The 16,863-nt window shown below is 35.6% G+C and carries 14 protein-coding genes; 4 read left to right on the top strand and 10 right to left on the bottom strand.

What is annotated here, in order from left to right; genetic code table 11:
* Positions 1–68: 68 nt before the first annotated feature.
* The 4 genes from ACRHOC_RS03485 (at position 69) to ACRHOC_RS03470 (ending at position 7,812) form a co-directional block, all read left to right on the top strand.
* Positions 69–2,198 (top strand): prolyl oligopeptidase family serine peptidase, encoded by a 2,130-nt coding sequence (locus ACRHOC_RS03485; protein ID WP_431157444.1) that lies wholly within the window; start codon positions 69–71, stop codon positions 2,196–2,198.
* A 144-nt stretch (positions 2,199–2,342) separates the two neighbouring features.
* A complete protein-coding gene (locus tag ACRHOC_RS03480; protein WP_431157130.1) occupies positions 2,343–3,698 on the top strand; it encodes an Ig-like domain-containing protein in 1,356 nt (451 codons plus the stop codon).
* A 10-nt stretch (positions 3,699–3,708) separates the two neighbouring features.
* On the top strand, positions 3,709–6,834 hold the full coding sequence (locus tag ACRHOC_RS03475; RefSeq protein WP_431157129.1) for an FG-GAP-like repeat-containing protein: 3,126 nt from the start codon (positions 3,709–3,711) through the stop codon (positions 6,832–6,834).
* Between the two features lie 66 nt (positions 6,835–6,900).
* Positions 6,901–7,812: an ABC transporter ATP-binding protein gene (locus ACRHOC_RS03470; protein WP_431157443.1), complete on the top strand. Its 912-nt coding sequence runs from the start codon at positions 6,901–6,903 to the stop codon at positions 7,810–7,812.
* A gap of 1 nt (position 7,813) precedes the next feature.
* On the opposite strand, the gene ACRHOC_RS03465 is transcribed toward ACRHOC_RS03470, so the two are convergent.
* From ACRHOC_RS03465 to ACRHOC_RS03420, 10 genes are read right to left on the bottom strand one after another with little or no spacing between them, the layout of a single operon-like run.
* On the bottom strand, positions 7,814–10,060 hold the full coding sequence (locus tag ACRHOC_RS03465) for an efflux RND transporter permease subunit (RefSeq protein WP_431157128.1): 2,247 nt from the start codon (positions 10,058–10,060) through the stop codon (positions 7,814–7,816).
* Positions 10,061–10,063: 3 nt separating this feature from the next.
* On the bottom strand, positions 10,064–10,624 hold the full coding sequence (locus tag ACRHOC_RS03460) for a 4'-phosphopantetheinyl transferase family protein (RefSeq protein WP_431157127.1): 561 nt from the start codon (positions 10,622–10,624) through the stop codon (positions 10,064–10,066).
* Positions 10,624–10,875, bottom strand: a complete 252-nt coding sequence (locus tag ACRHOC_RS03455; RefSeq protein ID WP_431157126.1) for an acyl carrier protein — start codon at positions 10,873–10,875, stop codon at positions 10,624–10,626. Before ACRHOC_RS03455 ends, ACRHOC_RS03460 begins: the two co-directional genes overlap by 1 nt.
* Positions 10,876–10,897: 22 nt before the next feature.
* Entirely contained in the window at positions 10,898–12,172 is a 1,275-nt protein-coding gene (locus ACRHOC_RS03450) for a beta-ketoacyl-[acyl-carrier-protein] synthase family protein (protein ID WP_431157125.1), read from the bottom strand.
* The gene (locus ACRHOC_RS03445) at positions 12,169–12,606 is read right to left on the bottom strand and encodes a 3-hydroxyacyl-ACP dehydratase FabZ family protein (RefSeq protein WP_431157124.1); all 438 of its coding nucleotides are present in this window, start codon (positions 12,604–12,606) and stop codon (positions 12,169–12,171) included. The genes ACRHOC_RS03450 and ACRHOC_RS03445 overlap by 4 nt, the downstream gene beginning before the upstream one ends.
* Before the next feature lies 1 nt (position 12,607).
* On the bottom strand, positions 12,608–13,402 hold the full coding sequence (locus tag ACRHOC_RS03440) for an enoyl-ACP reductase FabI (protein ID WP_431157123.1): 795 nt from the start codon (positions 13,400–13,402) through the stop codon (positions 12,608–12,610).
* Between the two features lies 1 nt (position 13,403).
* A complete protein-coding gene (locus ACRHOC_RS03435) occupies positions 13,404–14,456 on the bottom strand; it encodes a type III polyketide synthase (protein ID WP_431157122.1) in 1,053 nt (350 codons plus the stop codon).
* Positions 14,457–15,167, bottom strand: a complete 711-nt coding sequence (locus tag ACRHOC_RS03430) for a methyltransferase domain-containing protein (protein ID WP_431157121.1) — start codon at positions 15,165–15,167, stop codon at positions 14,457–14,459.
* Positions 15,164–16,297 (bottom strand): NAD(P)/FAD-dependent oxidoreductase, encoded by a 1,134-nt coding sequence (locus ACRHOC_RS03425; protein ID WP_431157120.1) that lies wholly within the window; start codon positions 16,295–16,297, stop codon positions 15,164–15,166. The genes ACRHOC_RS03430 and ACRHOC_RS03425 overlap by 4 nt, the downstream gene beginning before the upstream one ends.
* Entirely contained in the window at positions 16,294–16,809 is a 516-nt protein-coding gene (locus ACRHOC_RS03420; protein ID WP_431157119.1) for a YceI family protein, read from the bottom strand. The genes ACRHOC_RS03425 and ACRHOC_RS03420 overlap by 4 nt, the downstream gene beginning before the upstream one ends.
* Positions 16,810–16,863 lie beyond the last annotated feature (54 nt).

Genomic DNA, 16,863 nt, shown 5'->3' with positions numbered 1-16,863 from the left:
TATTTAAATTAGAGCTCTTAAAAAATTCATTAATGAAAAAGTTATTTCTTCCATTTCTGGTAATTATTATGCTAACGTCTTGCGAAAACCAATCAAACAAAGATCAATCACTAATTGTAGAATATCCTCAAACCAAACAAGTAGATACCATTGATACCTATTTTGGTGAAACAGTATCTGATCCTTATCGATGGTTAGAGGATGATAGGAGTACAGAAACAGGAGAATGGGTTAAGGCTCAAAATGAAGTAACATTTGGATACTTAGATAATATCCCATATCGTGAAGAATTAAAAGAGCGTCTTACTAAGCTTTGGAATTATGAGAAGATTGGTGCACCATTTATAGAGGGTGATTATACCTACTTCTATAAGAATGATGGGCTTCAAAATCAGTATGTAATATATCGTTTTAAAAACGGACAAGATCAAAATAGTGCTGAGGTCTTCCTTGATCCTAACACTTTTAAAGAGGATGGCACCATTTCATTGGGAGGTCTAAGTTTTTCCAAAGACGGTAAAACTCTAGCCTATTCTATTTCAGAGGGTGGAAGTGATTGGAGAAAAATCCTTGTAATGAATACCGAAACCAAACAAATAATTGAAGACACACTTATAGATATTAAATTTAGTGGTATGTCTTGGTTTAAAAACGAGGGCTTCTATTACTCTAGCTACGATAAACCTAAAGGAAGTGAGTTATCGGCAAAAACAGATCAACACAAGGTCTATTATCATAAATTAGGTACAAAACAATCCGAAGATCAATTGATTTATGGTGGGACGCCTGAAGAAAAACACCGTTACATCTATGCTGGAGTTACCGAAGATGATCGTTATTTAATCATTACGCCAAGAGTATCAACTTCAGGTAATAAGCTATATATACGAGATTTAACAAATCCTAATTCAGGATTAACAGAAATTTTAGGGCATACCGATTCAGATTCAAATATTATCGAAAATGAAGGTTCCAAGCTTTACATAATGACAAATCTAGATGCTCCAAATCGTAGAGTAGTTACTGTTGATGCTTCAAATCCCGCGCCAGAAAACTGGAAGGATTTTATACCAGAAACCAAAAATGTACTTAGCCCTTCTACAGGTGGTGGCTATTTCTTTGCTACCTATATGGTAGATGCTGTATCTCAAGTATTGCAATATAATTATGAGGGTGAGCTTGTAAGAGAAGTTACCTTGCCAGGTGTTGGTAGTGCTGGTGGGTTTGGTACTAAAAAAGAGGATACACATTTGTACTACTCGTTTACGAACTATGTGACACCAGGAAGTATTTACAAGTACGATATTAAAAATGGTTCATCTGAACTGTACAGAAAACCTGCAATTGATTTTAGCCCTGAAGAGTATGAGAGTAAGCAGGTTTTTTATACAAGTAAAGACGGGACTAAGGTACCAATGATAATCACTCATAAAAAAGGACTTGATCTTAATGGTAAAAACCCGACAATTCTATACGGTTACGGCGGATTCAATATTCCATTAACGCCAAGTTTTAGCATTGCAAATGCCGTATGGATGGAGCAAGGTGGTGTCTATGCGGTTGCAAATTTAAGAGGTGGCGGAGAATATGGTAAGGCTTGGCATGATGCTGGTACTAAAATGCAAAAACAAAACGTATTTGATGATTTTATCGCGGCAGCTGAATATCTAATTGAAAACAAATTCACTTCCTCAGACTATCTAGCTATTCGAGGTGGTTCAAATGGAGGATTATTAGTTGGAGCCTCCATGACGCAACGTCCTGAATTAATGAAAGTTGCATTACCTGCTGTTGGCGTATTAGACATGTTACGTTACCATACCTTTACGGCTGGTGCTGGTTGGGCCTATGATTACGGTACGGCTGAAGACAGTAAAGAAATGTTTGAATATCTTAAAGCATATTCACCTGTACATAATGTAAAAGAAGGTGTTGAATATCCTGCAACTATGGTTACCACTGGAGACCATGATGATAGAGTGGTTCCGGCACATAGTTTCAAATTTGCTGCCGAATTACAAAGCAAACAACAAGGTACTAATCCAACACTAATTCGCATTGAAACAGATGCAGGTCACGGAGCAGGTACACCTGTAAGTAAAACCATAGAACAATATGCTGATATTTTTGGTTTTACACTTTATAATATGGGATTTGATGTATTGCCAAGCAAAACAAATAAGAAAATAAAAGGGTAAATCACCTTAAAAAGATGTTTTATAGCTAGTAAATCAGCCTCAGAATAAGGGATTAACAAAAAAAGGTTAGCTTTATAGACTAATTTTTTACAACAGTCCCGAACTCCCTAAGTACTATTCTGGCCTGTTTGTGCAATCTAGTCTATGAAAATTAAAGGTGAATTAGTACTTATACTCTTTTTTCTATTACTTATAAATTGTGGTGAAGACGATGGTTTCACTAAATTATCTGAAATAGAGACAAGTTCTGATATTGCAGTATTGGAGCAAAATTCTCAAACAGAAATCTTTATCTTTCAGAACGACAATAATATTCCTAATCAAGGTCAACTAACAATTTCAAATCCTAATAAAGGGACATCAACTATTAATGACAATAACACCCCAAATGACCTTAGTGATGATTCTGTAATATTTAAGGCCAATCCTAACATTGTTGGGGAGGAGGTCTTTCAGTATACAATTTGCGACAGTTCAAATAACTGCAAAACAGAGAATGTAACAATTAATATTCTATCACTTTCTGTAGTCTCAGTATTCGAAGATACGCCTCACCAGACCCTTTCTGCCTATAACTTTTTTGAAGGGGAATTAAGAAACTTAGAACCCACTTTTGGAGTTGTACCTTATGATCTTATTTCACCCTTGTTTTCTGATTATGCAAAAAAGAAAAGGTTTATATGGATGCCAAATGGTACTAAAGCTAATTATGTGAATGACCATACACCATTAGAATTTCCTGTTGGAACAATTTTAATCAAGAATTTCTATTATAATTCCATTCAGCCCAATAATTCAACTCGCATTCTAGAGACAAGGTTAATGTTTAAAACCATTGAAGGTTGGGATTTTGCAAATTACTTATGGAATGAAGAACAGACAGAAGCTTTTTTTAGCAATCAAGGAGATCTTGTGGACTTAACTTGGCAAGAAGGAGAATCTTTAAAAAGTACGACGTATAGAATTCCTTCTAGAGCAGAATGTTTTACATGCCATAACCAACTTGATGAACCTACTCCTATTGGTTTAAAACCTCAGAATATAAATAAGAACTATAATTATTCCACTGGTTTAGATAATCAGTTAAGAAATTTTATTACAGTTGGTTATTTAGATTCTGATTTACCAGGAAATATAAATACTACAGTAGCTTGGAATGACGACTCTGAGCCTATAGAAATGAGAGTTAGGTCTTATTTAGATATTAATTGTGCACATTGTCACTCAGATGATGGGCATTGTAATTATAGACCTATGCGATTTGCTTATAATTTGACTGATAATCGTGAAAACATGGGTGTTTGTATAGAACCTGAGACTCAATTCATTCCAAATTCTGATATTGTAAAACCCAATGACACTGAACTGTCTATACTTTTTTATAGATTAAATACAACTGACGAATCCTTTAGAATGCCTTTACTGGGCAGAACCATAAATCATGATGAGGGAATTAACCTCATAGAAGAGTGGATAAACTCACTAACTAATTGCGAATAATCGAACTGAAATGAAAAAAATTACCCTTTTGTTTATTGCGATGCTTGTGCTTATTTCAGCCAAGGCACAAGTACTAAATCAACCAGCCAATTGGCCAAATTCTGATTGGTCAATAACAGGGACCTATGACCAAAATTTCCTTTATGGTGATCCTACTGATAATTCATCAAATTTTAATTTTGATGATGATGATGCAGGCAACGGCTCGAATAATGATTTGGCTGCGGAATCACCAATTATAGACTTAACAAGTGCTCAAGGCGCTGGTGAAATTTGGTTAGCTTTAGATGTATCTTATGTGTTTAATGTTTTTGTAAATGAGACCTTAACCATACAATATTGGGATGCAGAAAATTCTCAATGGGTGCAATGGGGAAATATCTATGATTCTAGCACTAGTAATGCACCAAATTCTAACTTTTGTTCAGGAACTTTTTCAAATTTAGATCATCCTGTTTTAAATATCGCTGGGTTTAATGCTAATCAATTAGAAAACTTTAGATACCGTATCTACTATCAAGATAATACATCTTGGGGATGGGGATTTTGTTTTACCTCACCAACCTTAACTTCAATGGCTCCTCCAACATGTCCGGATCCCTCAAACTTAAGTGCAATTAACATTACAGAGACCACTGCCGATTTAGAATGGATAGAAAACGGTACGGCTACATTATGGAATTTAGAATGGGGAACTTCAGGCTTTACTTTAGGAACTGGTACGGCAGTAAATGGATTAACCACAACAAACTATAATTTAACAGATTTAACGCAAGGTGTGTCCTATGACTTTTATGTACAATCAGATTGTGATGGCTCAGATACTTCAAGTTTTATTGGTCCTTACAATTTTATCACCACACCTCCTGGTGCTTCTTGTAGTTCAGCTCTAAATTTGGCTGTAAACATGGACTGTAACAGCGCTACACCAACAGCATTTGATTTTAGTATTGCGGCTGATATAGATGCAAATAATGAGAACCCAACATGTGATAATATTGGAAACTTCGGTTATTTTATCAGTTTTGAAGCACCTACAATTGGTTCTGTAGTTTTTAAATTTAGTGGTGGTGCAAATCAAATTGGTCTAGAGGTATATGATTCTTGTGGTGGCAATTCAGTTTCTACCTGCGCTAACAATGATTATGATACTGGTGATAGCTCAGGTGAGATTACGGGTTTAATCCCTGGCAATACTTATTATGCTGTTGTTTGGAGAGACCAGCAATCTGGCACTGCCGATATTTGTATAGAAGAAGGATCCGCTTGTCCTTCTCCAGGAAATTTAGGAACTGCAAGTGTTGCTCTTAATACAGCGACACTAAATTGGGTGGAGAATGGTTCAGCTTCATCTTGGAGTGTAGAATGGGGTTTATCTGGATTTTCTCTCGGTTCAGGAACTACAATTAATGGTATTAGCTCCACAACTTATGATCTAAATGGATTAGATACAGGAACATCTTATGATTTCTATGTACAATCAAATTGTGGTAGTGAATCTTCGACTTTTTCTGGACCACATACTTTTACAACGCAATCACCAGCAAGAATAAATTTTGATCCTCAACCAATAACGGTAAGTGGTACTTATGATTTAGCTGTGGTAGATATGGATGGTGACTTTTTAGATGACATTGTAACAGTCTCTTCTTCTAATATTAATATTCAGAAACAAAATGGTGATGGCTCATTTGAGAATATTAATATTACTACACCAGATGCAGATTTCTTACCTAGCTGGAGCATTGCTGCAGCAGATTTTGATGCTAACGGAAAAACAGATTTGTTATATGGTGCTGGTAGTGGTGTTTCATTTATGCAAGCTAGTGGTGATGGTTTGAGCTTCACACAACAATCGACAACACAATATACCTTTTCGCAACGCTCAAATTTTGTGGACATAAATAATGACGGTCATTTAGATGCTTTTGTATGTCACGATGTTGAACCTAACGTTTATTTTATTAATGATGGTTCTGGAAATTTAACTTTTTACCAATCTGATGTCACTCCGGGTGCACCCTATTCTCTGGGCAATTTCCCAACAGGTGGTGATTATGGCTCAATATGGATCGATTATAATAATGATCGAAATATCGACCTGTTTATAGCTAAGTGTGGTGGTTCAACTGAACGAAGAACAAATATGATGCTCACTAACAATGGTGATGATACCTATAGTGAGAATGCCGCTGATTTAGGATTAGATGATCCTATGCAAACATGGTCATCTGCTTGGGGTGATTTTGATAATGATGGTGATATGGATGTCTTTGTAGGTGCGAGTTCTGGTGATCATAAATTGATGCGTAATAATGGATTTTCAGATGATGGAGATACAACAAACGACTACACGTTTACTGATGTTACAGCAATGGCAGGCGTGTCTGGTGCTCCAACAGGCTGGGAAAGCTCTGCTTATGATATTGATAATGATGGCTATTTAGATATTATAGCCAATGGTACCATTTTATATGGAAAAGGAGACTTAACTTTTGAAGATGCCGATCCAAACCAAATTAATTACAAAAATGGTGCGTTTGGTGATTTAAACAATGACGGTTTTATAGATGCCTTTTACAATGGAACTCGATTTTACAATCTGGGTAATTCTAACAACTGGATAAAAATTAATACCGTAGGTACGGTAAGTAATATTAATGGCATTGGAGCTAGAGTCGAAGTCCATACGGCAGCTGGTGTGCAAATCAGAGACGTGCGAAGTGGTGAAGGATTTGAATTTATGAGTAGTCTTAATACACATTTTGGACTAGGTTCTGAAAATGTGATAGATAATATTATTATTTATTGGCCTTCTGGAATTATTGATAATATTCCTAATCCAGATATCAATACAACACACAACATTGTAGAGGGTTCGTTTTTATCTGTTGATGACAACTTAGCTGACGATTTCAAAATTTATCCAAATCCTGTGGCACAAGTATTAACCATTGATACACTAGGTGACCTTTCAAATGGGGCCGTGACTATATTTGATGTTCAAGGTAAGGTAGTTATCAAACAGAATCTTAATCAAGGTCAGTTAGATGTATCTAATCTAGAACGTGGTGTTTATGTTTTAAGATTAGACTATCAAGGAAAATCTAGCATACGAAAGTTCATTAAAAACTAAAATTCTAATAATTTTAATTAAAAACCGCTAGAGAAATCAAGCGGTTTTTTTATGGTATTTTTGCACATGCTTTGCGTAAAAAACATATCGTTTGCTTACTCAACTAATGAGGTGTTAAAAGACCTCAGCTTTGAAGTTGATCGAGGAAAAACACTCGCGATTATTGGCGAAAGTGGTTCTGGAAAAAGTACGCTTTTAAGACTAATCTATGGTGAGTTTGATCTCGAAGAAGGCGAAGTTTGGTGGAAAAAAAATCAAATTCTAGGCCCTGCTTTTAATCTCGTGATTGGTTATGATTTTATGAAATTTGTAACTCAAGAGTTTGATCTGATGCCCTACACCTCGGTTGAAGAAAACATTGGGAAGTTCCTTTCTCGTTTTTATCCAGAAGAAAAAGAAAAGCGCACCAGAGAATTATTAAAAGTGGTTGAGCTTGAACCCTTTGCTAAAACTAAGGTGAAAAATCTTAGTGGTGGTCAAAAACAACGTGTTGCATTGGCCAGGGCCTTGGCAAAAGAGCCTGAGATTCTTTTACTCGACGAACCGTTTAGCCACATAGATAATTTTAAAAAGCAATCGCTTAGACGAAGTATATTCAGCTATTTAAAAGAAAATAATATAAGCTGTGTTGTAGCAACTCACGATAAAAATGATGTGTTGGGATTTGCAGAAGATATGATGGTATTACACGAGAAAAAAGTCATTATAAAAGACACTCCCGAGCGCATTTATGAAAATCCTAAGTTGCCTCTAGTTGCTTCGTTTTTTGGTGAATTCTCAGTAATCGACAATGAAATTTATTATGCGCACCAATTAAAAATTGTTGAAACATCACATCACAAAGCCATCGTAAAACAGCCTTACTTTAATGGGGAAAATTGGTTAATTGAGGCAGAATATAAGTCGAAACCAATATTTGTAGAGCATCATTTAAAACTACCTCAAAACGCAGAGTTTTATTTCGATTTCTTTAAATAAACTACTTATCAAAACGCTTCAATAGAGCAGGTAAATAGAAAATATCAGTAATTAATGCTATGGCAACGGTAACAGCACAGAGTAATCCAAAATCTCTTACAGATGGTACTGCACTAGAGGCAATAATTAAAAAGCCAGCAACCAGTGCTGTTGTTGTAGAGAATAAAGCGCTCCCAGTATAATGCATAGCACTATCCATACGCTCTGTTGGTGTTCCTTGTATAGTGTCACCACGTCTATATTTATAAACCAAATGGATGGTGTCATCCATGGCAATACCCAACATAATAGGTGTAATCATGGCTGTGGAAACATCAAGAGGAATATCTAACAAACTCATAAAAATGGCCAAGATTGCTAACGGTAGGATGTTAGGAATTAAAACGAGAATAGTTGTTTTAATGTTTTTGATAAAAACTAAAAGACATAAAAACGCAACGAAGAAAGCTGCAAAGAATGATTTAAATTGTGTTTCTAAAATGAAGTTGTTTAATTGGGAGAATACTACAGAAAACCCATTTATTTTCAACTTATAATCATCATTGAAAGTTTCATTAAATCGGACTTCAATTTCCTCCATCAGCGCCTCAAGTTCAGAAGTTTTTAGCTCTTTAACACCAAGAGTAATTCCTGCGGTTTTAAAATCCTCAGAAAACAGTGTATAAAAGCTACTGTTGTCTGTATTAATCCTTGTCAATGTCTCATCGATAGTCTTAGAAGATAGGTTAGATTGAAATAAGACAGGTGATCGTTTTTCAAGGAATTGTTTGATATTGACTATCGAAATTGGCGCACTGTATAGTTCACTGTTTTCAAGTTGAGATTGAAAGTCTTCTAGTAATTTGAGCGATGCTTTATCGAGCATCTTACCTTCATTGAATGTAATATTTAGTTGCAGTCTAGAACTACTCTTTAACTTGGTCTCTACTAGTCTTAAATCGTCCTTCGCCTTTCCTTCTGCTAGCAAATCTAATGAGTTGGTGTCAATCTGAACTTTAAATATTGAATACAAGCCAAAAATTAAAATCAACGTGGACACCCAAATAATTCTGTTTTTATTCTGAGTAGTAAAGGCATTCAACCAATTGATGGTTTTCGTTTGAGAGTAACGTTTAAGCGTTAAGATTGGTTTTGCTATATCAAATTCGAGATTAATAAAACTAAATCCTATTATGATAATAACATATACTAATGAAAATGCAAGTAACAAGCCTATACAGGTGAAAATTCCCATGTTCTTAAATGCTGGTAAAGGCGACAAATAGAGAGCAAAATAGCCAACAAATGTTGTTAAGGTTGTATAAAAACATGGTGTGAAACTTTTACGTACAGCAACAGTAATCAGTTGTAATTTAGTCAGTTGCTCCTGCTTCAATCCTTCCTTGTGATAAATATTAATTATATGCACAGCATCACTTACACTATACACCATAAGGATAGTCGGAATAAGCATTGAAATCATATTCAAGGCATAACCAAATGAGGTAATAATTCCGAATAAAATTGTAATTGGTGCTGCGACTGAAAGCAAGGCCATTATTAAATAACGCTTACTTGGCAACAAAAACAATAGCATTATGGTTATGACAAGAACCGTTAATATTCCAAAGATTAAACTCTCCTTGTAAATGCCTTTGCTGTAGGCTTCGTTTAATACTGGTGCACCGGTTAAATAATACTTATCAAAGTGCTTATCAATAACTGACGTTATTTCACCTGCTATAATATCACGACGTTCTTCAATAGTCGGTGTTGGATTAAGCTGAATGTAAAAAAACAAATTCTTGAAATCCTCTGTAACAAGTTGACTTGTGATGCTAGGTAACTTTTCAAATAGGTTTTTTAGACCTTTTTTACTTCGCTTTTGATTGTATAAATCCTGAAAAAGGATTTTTTTGTTGGCATAAAGTGGGTATTCAGCTGTGGCCAAACTAAATGAGGTTTTAACGTACCATAACGAATCTATTTCTTTGTGCATTCCTTTTAACCTGGAAATACTCGAAGCATCTAGAGCATTTTCAACAGGAATCATCCCAACAAAAATCTCATCAGAACCAAATTTTTCTTGATAGTCTATGTATGCTCTATAGCTAGGATCATCCTCTAGAAACCAAATCCCCAAAGAATTATCTACACTTAGTTTGTTTAAGGTCTGATAACCTGAAAAACCCATCGCTAAAACTAGAATGGCAATAATTGCAATTCTAAATTTTATAATACCTGATATTAAGCGCTCAAGATTTCTCATAGGTTACGTAATGGCCACTGCTCCAAATCTACCATGATGGGATAGGCTAACATTGTACCTTTCTGATTTATACTGGATAAATGGAATCCCAAATTCCGATTTTATAAATGTTACCTCTTTTGGTGCACAATTATTCTGATCGGAAAACAACTGAATAGCATGCTTTTGGGTTGCTAAACTTATTGCAGTATGTGATGGTTCTCTAAATTCTATAACATTGAATAAGGACTGACTATTGTCTAATCGTGCAACTGAAATTATATAATCTTTGGTGTGCTGTGTATTTACTTCACAGCGAAAAGATTTATATCTTACATAAGAAGTGTCGCCTATAAAACACTTAAAGGCTTTTGGATTGTAAAATCGGCCTGGGTTTAATTGCGTATATAATTTGTATGCCGCTTCTTTCATACTCCATAACCTCCACACCATATGGGTTGCATTATCAGATGATCTGATTAACTCCTGCTCTGAAGTCGTAAAAAGTTTGTCTAAGTATCTTGGCCTTTGCCAATTAGATTGTAAGGTGGCTAATTGAATATCTATGATATCGTTACCAACCATTAACCATTTAATTTAGAAGTAACAATGGCCATTGCAGATTTGACATTTAGCATTTGCTCCATGTCTTCATTTTCTAAACGAATATCAAACTCATCCTCAATATCCAAAATGATATCCACCAAATTGGCGGAATTGATCTTTAGGTCATTAACAAAATCTGTATCTTCTGTAAGTTCTTTAAAGGCCACCTCATCTTGTACATAAGGTGCAATAATGGTTTTTAATTTGGTAATTAATTCGTCTTTGTTCATGGCAATGTGTTATAAAACAAAGTTACGCCATAAATCGCTGAAATAAAACACAGGCATTAACATCTCCAAAGCCAAAACTTGCCTTGGCAATAATATTAAAATCATGCTGTTGTGATGTCTGTAGTATCTTATCTCTTTGCAACCATTTCTCAATTTCAGGATGCAAATCTTCACAGTTAACGCTAGGTGCAATAAACTGTTCTTTTAGCTGAATTATACTTGCTACACATTCTATGGCGCCAGCGGCTGCCAAACAATGACCTACTAGTGACTTTGTAGAGTTTATATATGGAAAGTCTTCACCTCTTCGATTTAAGGCTTGAGACCAATTTTGAATTTCCAATGCATCTTTAGTTGTTGCAGTAAGATGTCCATTGATTACATCAACTTCGGCATTTGAAATCTTTGCATTCTCTACAGCTCTTGAAATACATCGTTGAACGGCTTCTGCATTAGGTGCTGTTAAGGTACCTCCATTACGTTGACCTCCAGAGTTTACCTCACCACCCAATACTTCAGCATAAATCTTTGCGCCACGTTCTAATGCACTTTCTAAAGATTCAAGAACCAATGCCCCTGCACCACTTCCAGGTACAAAACCTGATGCTGTAGCGCTCATTGGACGCGACCCTTTCTCCGGTTCCATATTATGTTTATACGTCATAACACGCATCGCATCGAAACCTCCCCAAACATATGGTCCATGATCACTACAACTTCCCACTAGCATACGCTTGGCTTTCCCATTTTGTATCCTGTCATACCCTAATAATAAAGCTTCTGTTCCTGTAGAACACGCAGACGAATTTGTGGTGACTTGATTACCTAATCCCAACATACCACTGAGATACGCGCTAACACCACTTGCCATAGTTTGCAATACCACTGTGCTACCTAGACGCCTTACATTACCATCATCTAATTTGTAAATAGCCTCACGAAATTTTTCCACACCTGAAGTGCCTGTTCCAAAGATGAGACCTGTTTCATAGTCGAGTTCTGAGTCACTATTAACAGTAAAACCAGCATCTTTCCATGCGTCAATTCCAGCAATGCATCCATATAAAATACCTGAACTATTAAACCCACGTAATTGTAGATCTGTAAAATATTTTGATTTTAATTCATCCGAAACTGGAGGAATTCCTCCTATCTGACACGAAAAATTTAAGTCTTTGAGCTCTTGGTGAAACGAAATACCCGAGGTTCCATTTTTCAGGGCTTGTGTAAAAGTTTCAACGCCTACACCATTTGGCGCAACCACTCCTAGACCTGTTATAACAACGCGTTTCGTCATACCTTCAACATTCCTGAAATTAATCCTCGTGCTACTAAATCTCCCTTACTATTCAGCATTTTTACTTTGCATTTTAACTTGTTAAACCGAAACACCTCTTTCTCAGATACTACTGTAACTTTTTCACCAGGTAAAACGGGTAAATAAAAATCCATTTGATTTGCTGTTAGAGCTATTTGCGGTTGTTTAGAACTAGTTAATTCATCTGCCAACAAATAAATTCCTAAACACACTAGTCCAATCTGGGCCATACATTCTGTTAATATAACACCAGGTGTAATTGGGTTGTTTTTAAAATGCCCTTCATAAAAAAAGGCTTCCTGATTGAAAGTAAAGCTTCCCGTAACACCATCTTTAGAAATGGCATCGATCTCGTCTACAAAAAGAAACGGGTCCTGATATGGTAAAAGATGTATGAGTTCTTCTGTGGTCATATTATCTTAAATGTTCGCCTCCATCAACAGGAATTATCACTCCTGTAATCCAGGATGCTTCATCCTTAATTAATAAATAAACAGCATTAGCTACATCCTCAGGTGTAGTTAAGCGTTTGTTTGGGTTGCGCTTTTCACTTTGTTCAATAATTACATCACTACCAGGTATTAATCTTAGTGAGGTTGTGTCTGTAACACCAGCTTGTATGCAATTGGCTTTAATTCCATGCGGTGCAAACTCAAGAGCAATGTTTCGGGTTATAGCCTCTAGAGTAACTTTTGCTGCAGAAACAGCCGCATAGTTCTGCCATGCTTTGGAATTGCCTTCACTTGTGAAACTAATAATTCGTGCATCCTTTGAAAATAAACGAGCATCAAAAACGGATTTAAACCAATCGTATAAACTCACACCCATTGCTTGAATCGTAAGCATGAAATCATCGGTTTTAAGTTCACTATTCTCATCAGACACCATAGGTTTTAAATTGCCTTTAGCCACACTATGAACTAAGGCTTTGATTTTATGAGTCTCTCCAAAAAATACCTTCAATTCATTAATAACCTGATTTCGAATATCTGGTTTAAACGCATCAACATTAAAGGATTTAAATTGAACACCCTCTTGTTTAATAGTTTCAAATTCTTTAGCAATAGCTTCCTGTTGCATTCTAGGATTACGATGTACAATACAAACATTTAGGCCATGTTGTGCTAGTTTTTTAGCCGTTGCCAATCCTAGACCACTACTGCCTCCTAAAATAAGAGCCCATTCATTTCTTTCTATAAATTCTTTCATATTACCATTCTAATAAAATGCGCTGAGCCGAAAATCCAGGGCCAAAGCTTAGCATTAATCCTTTATCACCTTTTGGTAAATCTCTATCCATAAACCGTTCTAAAACATAAAGAACCGTAGCACTACTCATATTGCCATATAGACGCAACACCTCTTTAGTATCGTCTATGTTCTTCCCTAAATCTCCAAATAAATCTTCAACGGTCTGTACAATTTTTTTACCACCTGGATGAAATACCAAATGATCAATGTCTTCGATTGTTAAATGATTCTGTTCTAGAAAGGGATGAATAATTTTTGGGAAATGATCAGCAATAGTCTGTGGCACCGATTGATCTAATACCATTTGAAGACCAGAATTACGCAATTTAAAACCCATCATATGAGCCGCATCATAGAAATGGTACATGGCCTCATCTAAAATTTCAGGACCTTGTTCATCTTCGTGAGAAGACAAAATAACACTGGCACAACCATCTCCAAAAATTGCAGCGCTTACAATATTTACCATCGAGTAATCCTCTAATTGAAATGTTGCTGTTGGAGATTCTACAGCAATAACCACAGCACGTTTATAAGGATTGGCCTTTAAAAAATTCTTAGCGTATAGAATTCCTGAAACACCTGCAGCGCAACCCATTTCAGTAACTGGTAAACGTACAATATCTTGCTTCATCTTTAGGCTGTTTATTAGAAAAGCGTCTAAAGAGGGTATCATAATACCAGTGCAAGAAACCGTAATAATATAGTCAATATCTGAAGGTTGTAAGTTTGCTTTATCTAGAGCTTTGATCAAGCTTTGTTCAGCCAACTTTACACATTCTCGCGTATAAATATCGTTTTTCTCCTCAAAAGATGTTTTTAAGAATACCTCTTGAGCATCCATGATGGAATAACGTTTATCAACTGCTGCATTCTCGAAGATTTTTAAAACTTTACGCTTAAAACGTTCTTCTTGCCCTTCTAACCAAAGGGCTACATAAGGCAGTATATCTTTTGTTTCTCTAGTATATTTTGGTAGTTGCTTTGCAACCGACGTAATTCTTACAGCCATTTAAGTTCTTATTAACCATTGGAATCGAAATGCCCATTTCCAACGGATTTGTGATTTGAGTTGTAATTGATTTGAGTAGCTTTCTAGGTCTTTTCGCTTAAAGGCTCTTAAAATTGATGTTAAGCCATCTTGCACAATCATATCGTTAGAAATAACCAAGCCTAATAACTTGAACAATCCGTAGGCTAATTTACTGCGATGCAAATCGTTTACGACAATTCCAATACTTGCTTTTGAAATTAATTCTTTCAATAACCTTTTAATATCATCGCTCTTAAAATGATGTAAAAAAAGCGTGGATAGCGCTATATCAAAATCTAAACTTTTAAATTCTTCAGAAAAAATGTCGAGATGTTGAAAGCTTAACTCGCTATAATCACTAGATAATTCCTGTGCATAGGCTACGGCATCTTCATTAGCGTCTATACCAATAAGATTGAGCTTAAAATCATGACTTCTTCCATAATCTGCCAAAAGCCTTAACATATCGCCATGGCCACATCCAAGATCAAGTATGGTATAGGTTTTTGCTTTGTCCTGGTTATTTAAAAGTTGTTTTACACCATCTATGGTAACATGGTTTCCTCCCAGCCACTTATTGATTTTTCCAAGTTTATCTAGTGTGTCTCGCAAGAGCTCACCTTTCATAGAAAAATCGTCCATTATCTCAGTGGCATTGCTCCGGTATGTTGTGTCAATAAATAAACTCATTCCATTTTAATCGGTTTACCATGTGTCATTCTTATAATTTGAGGTACTAGAAATGGTAACCCTCTTAAAAGTACGAGTAATTTTGGCGCCAACCAATCTTGCCTGAATAAATAAGCGATACTATGTCCTACTTTAAGTCTTAATCCAAATGTCTTGTTCCATGATTTTGTGTAGGCGTCTTCTAGTCTTTGACGAGTTGAAATTTTATTATTCAAAAAATCAATCATTACATCTGAAGCCAATTTAGCACTACGTATGGCCATTCCCATACCGTTGCCACAAAGTGGATGAATCATTCCTGCTGAATCTCCACACATAAGCATGTGATTTTCTACAGGTTTTTTAGTTTTGAAAGAAATCTGGCTTATAGTTAAGGGATTGTCAAATACTTGGACGGTTTGCTCAAAAATATGGCTGAGTGCTCTATTTTTAAATACCACAGATTTTTGAAACTGATCGATATCTTTATATGTCTTAAAAGCATCATAGCTGGTAATATAACAAAGGTTTATATGATTATTTTCAACCTTGGATACACCACAATAGCCGCCTCTAAAATTATGTAATGCAACTTTATCGTCTGGAAATTCACCTTTTGAATGCACTTTCACTCCTAGGTATGGCGATTTCTTTTTAATAAAATCTCGCTTAAAATGGACATCAAGATTTGAGCGTTTTCCAAAAGCACCAACCACAAGTTTTGATGAAAGAGATTCGCTTGACTTTAATGCTGTCTTAAAGATATCTTCTTCGAACTGAACATCCATAACTGTGTCGTGAATCACTTCTAAACCAGAATTTTGAGCAAGTAAATAAAGTTCATAGTCCATTTTAAAGCGGCTTATCCCGAAACCGCCTAGAGGTAACTTAGCTGAAATGCTTTTATTATTGTGAGTTGTAAGTTCAAACTTCGTTATGGATTTTGCACCATGCTCAAACGGATTAAATCCTAGATACTCTAAATAGGGCAACACTTCGTTTGACACGTACTCACCACAAACCTTGTGTTTTGGATAGTGATTCTTCTCGATTAAGACTACTCTGAATTGATGCTTTGAGAGATGGATAGCGCAACATAAACCAGCCAATCCACCACCAATTATAACCACATCAACAGGCCTAGAGGTCATGGTAAATCTTGATATTGTTTGACTTCTATTTTTACGGTTTTGCTCATTACAAAGCTGCTTCCGCCCACATCAAAATCCCTTCTATTGATCTCAAAAGAAGATGTAATCAACTTACTGTTCTTAATGGTTTCGACTAAAACTGGTATTTTGATTTCCTTAGTTTTTCCCTTTATTGACAGCTCAGCTGATACTCTGTAATTATTCTCCGAACTCTTTATAATTGACGTGCTTTTAAGTGTGATGTGTTTAAACTTATTTTCATGGAAATAGTCTTCCTCTAGTAAGTGTTCGTCTCTACTATCAATTCCTGTTTTAATGGATTTAACATCAATCTTACCGTAAATTGAAACCAACTCACCCTCGGCATTAAAATTTGTGTTTATTTGAAAAGTATTAAAGTGACCATCCACGTTAATACCTAGATTTCTAATGACAAAATCTATAGAATTCGTCTTCTGAGCAGTCCCAAAAAAAGAAAGGAGAATTATTAAAATTTGAACCGAGCGAACCACAACACTTTTTTACTTGTGAAGTTACAATAGTTTTTAAGGTGTATAAAGCAATTA

The organism is Winogradskyella poriferorum, assembly GCF_050618035.1.
GTDB lineage: Bacteria > Bacteroidota > Bacteroidia > Flavobacteriales > Flavobacteriaceae > Winogradskyella > Winogradskyella poriferorum_A.
Note: the sequence above shows the minus strand (reverse complement) of the source record. Positions and strands in the feature narration are given on the sequence as shown.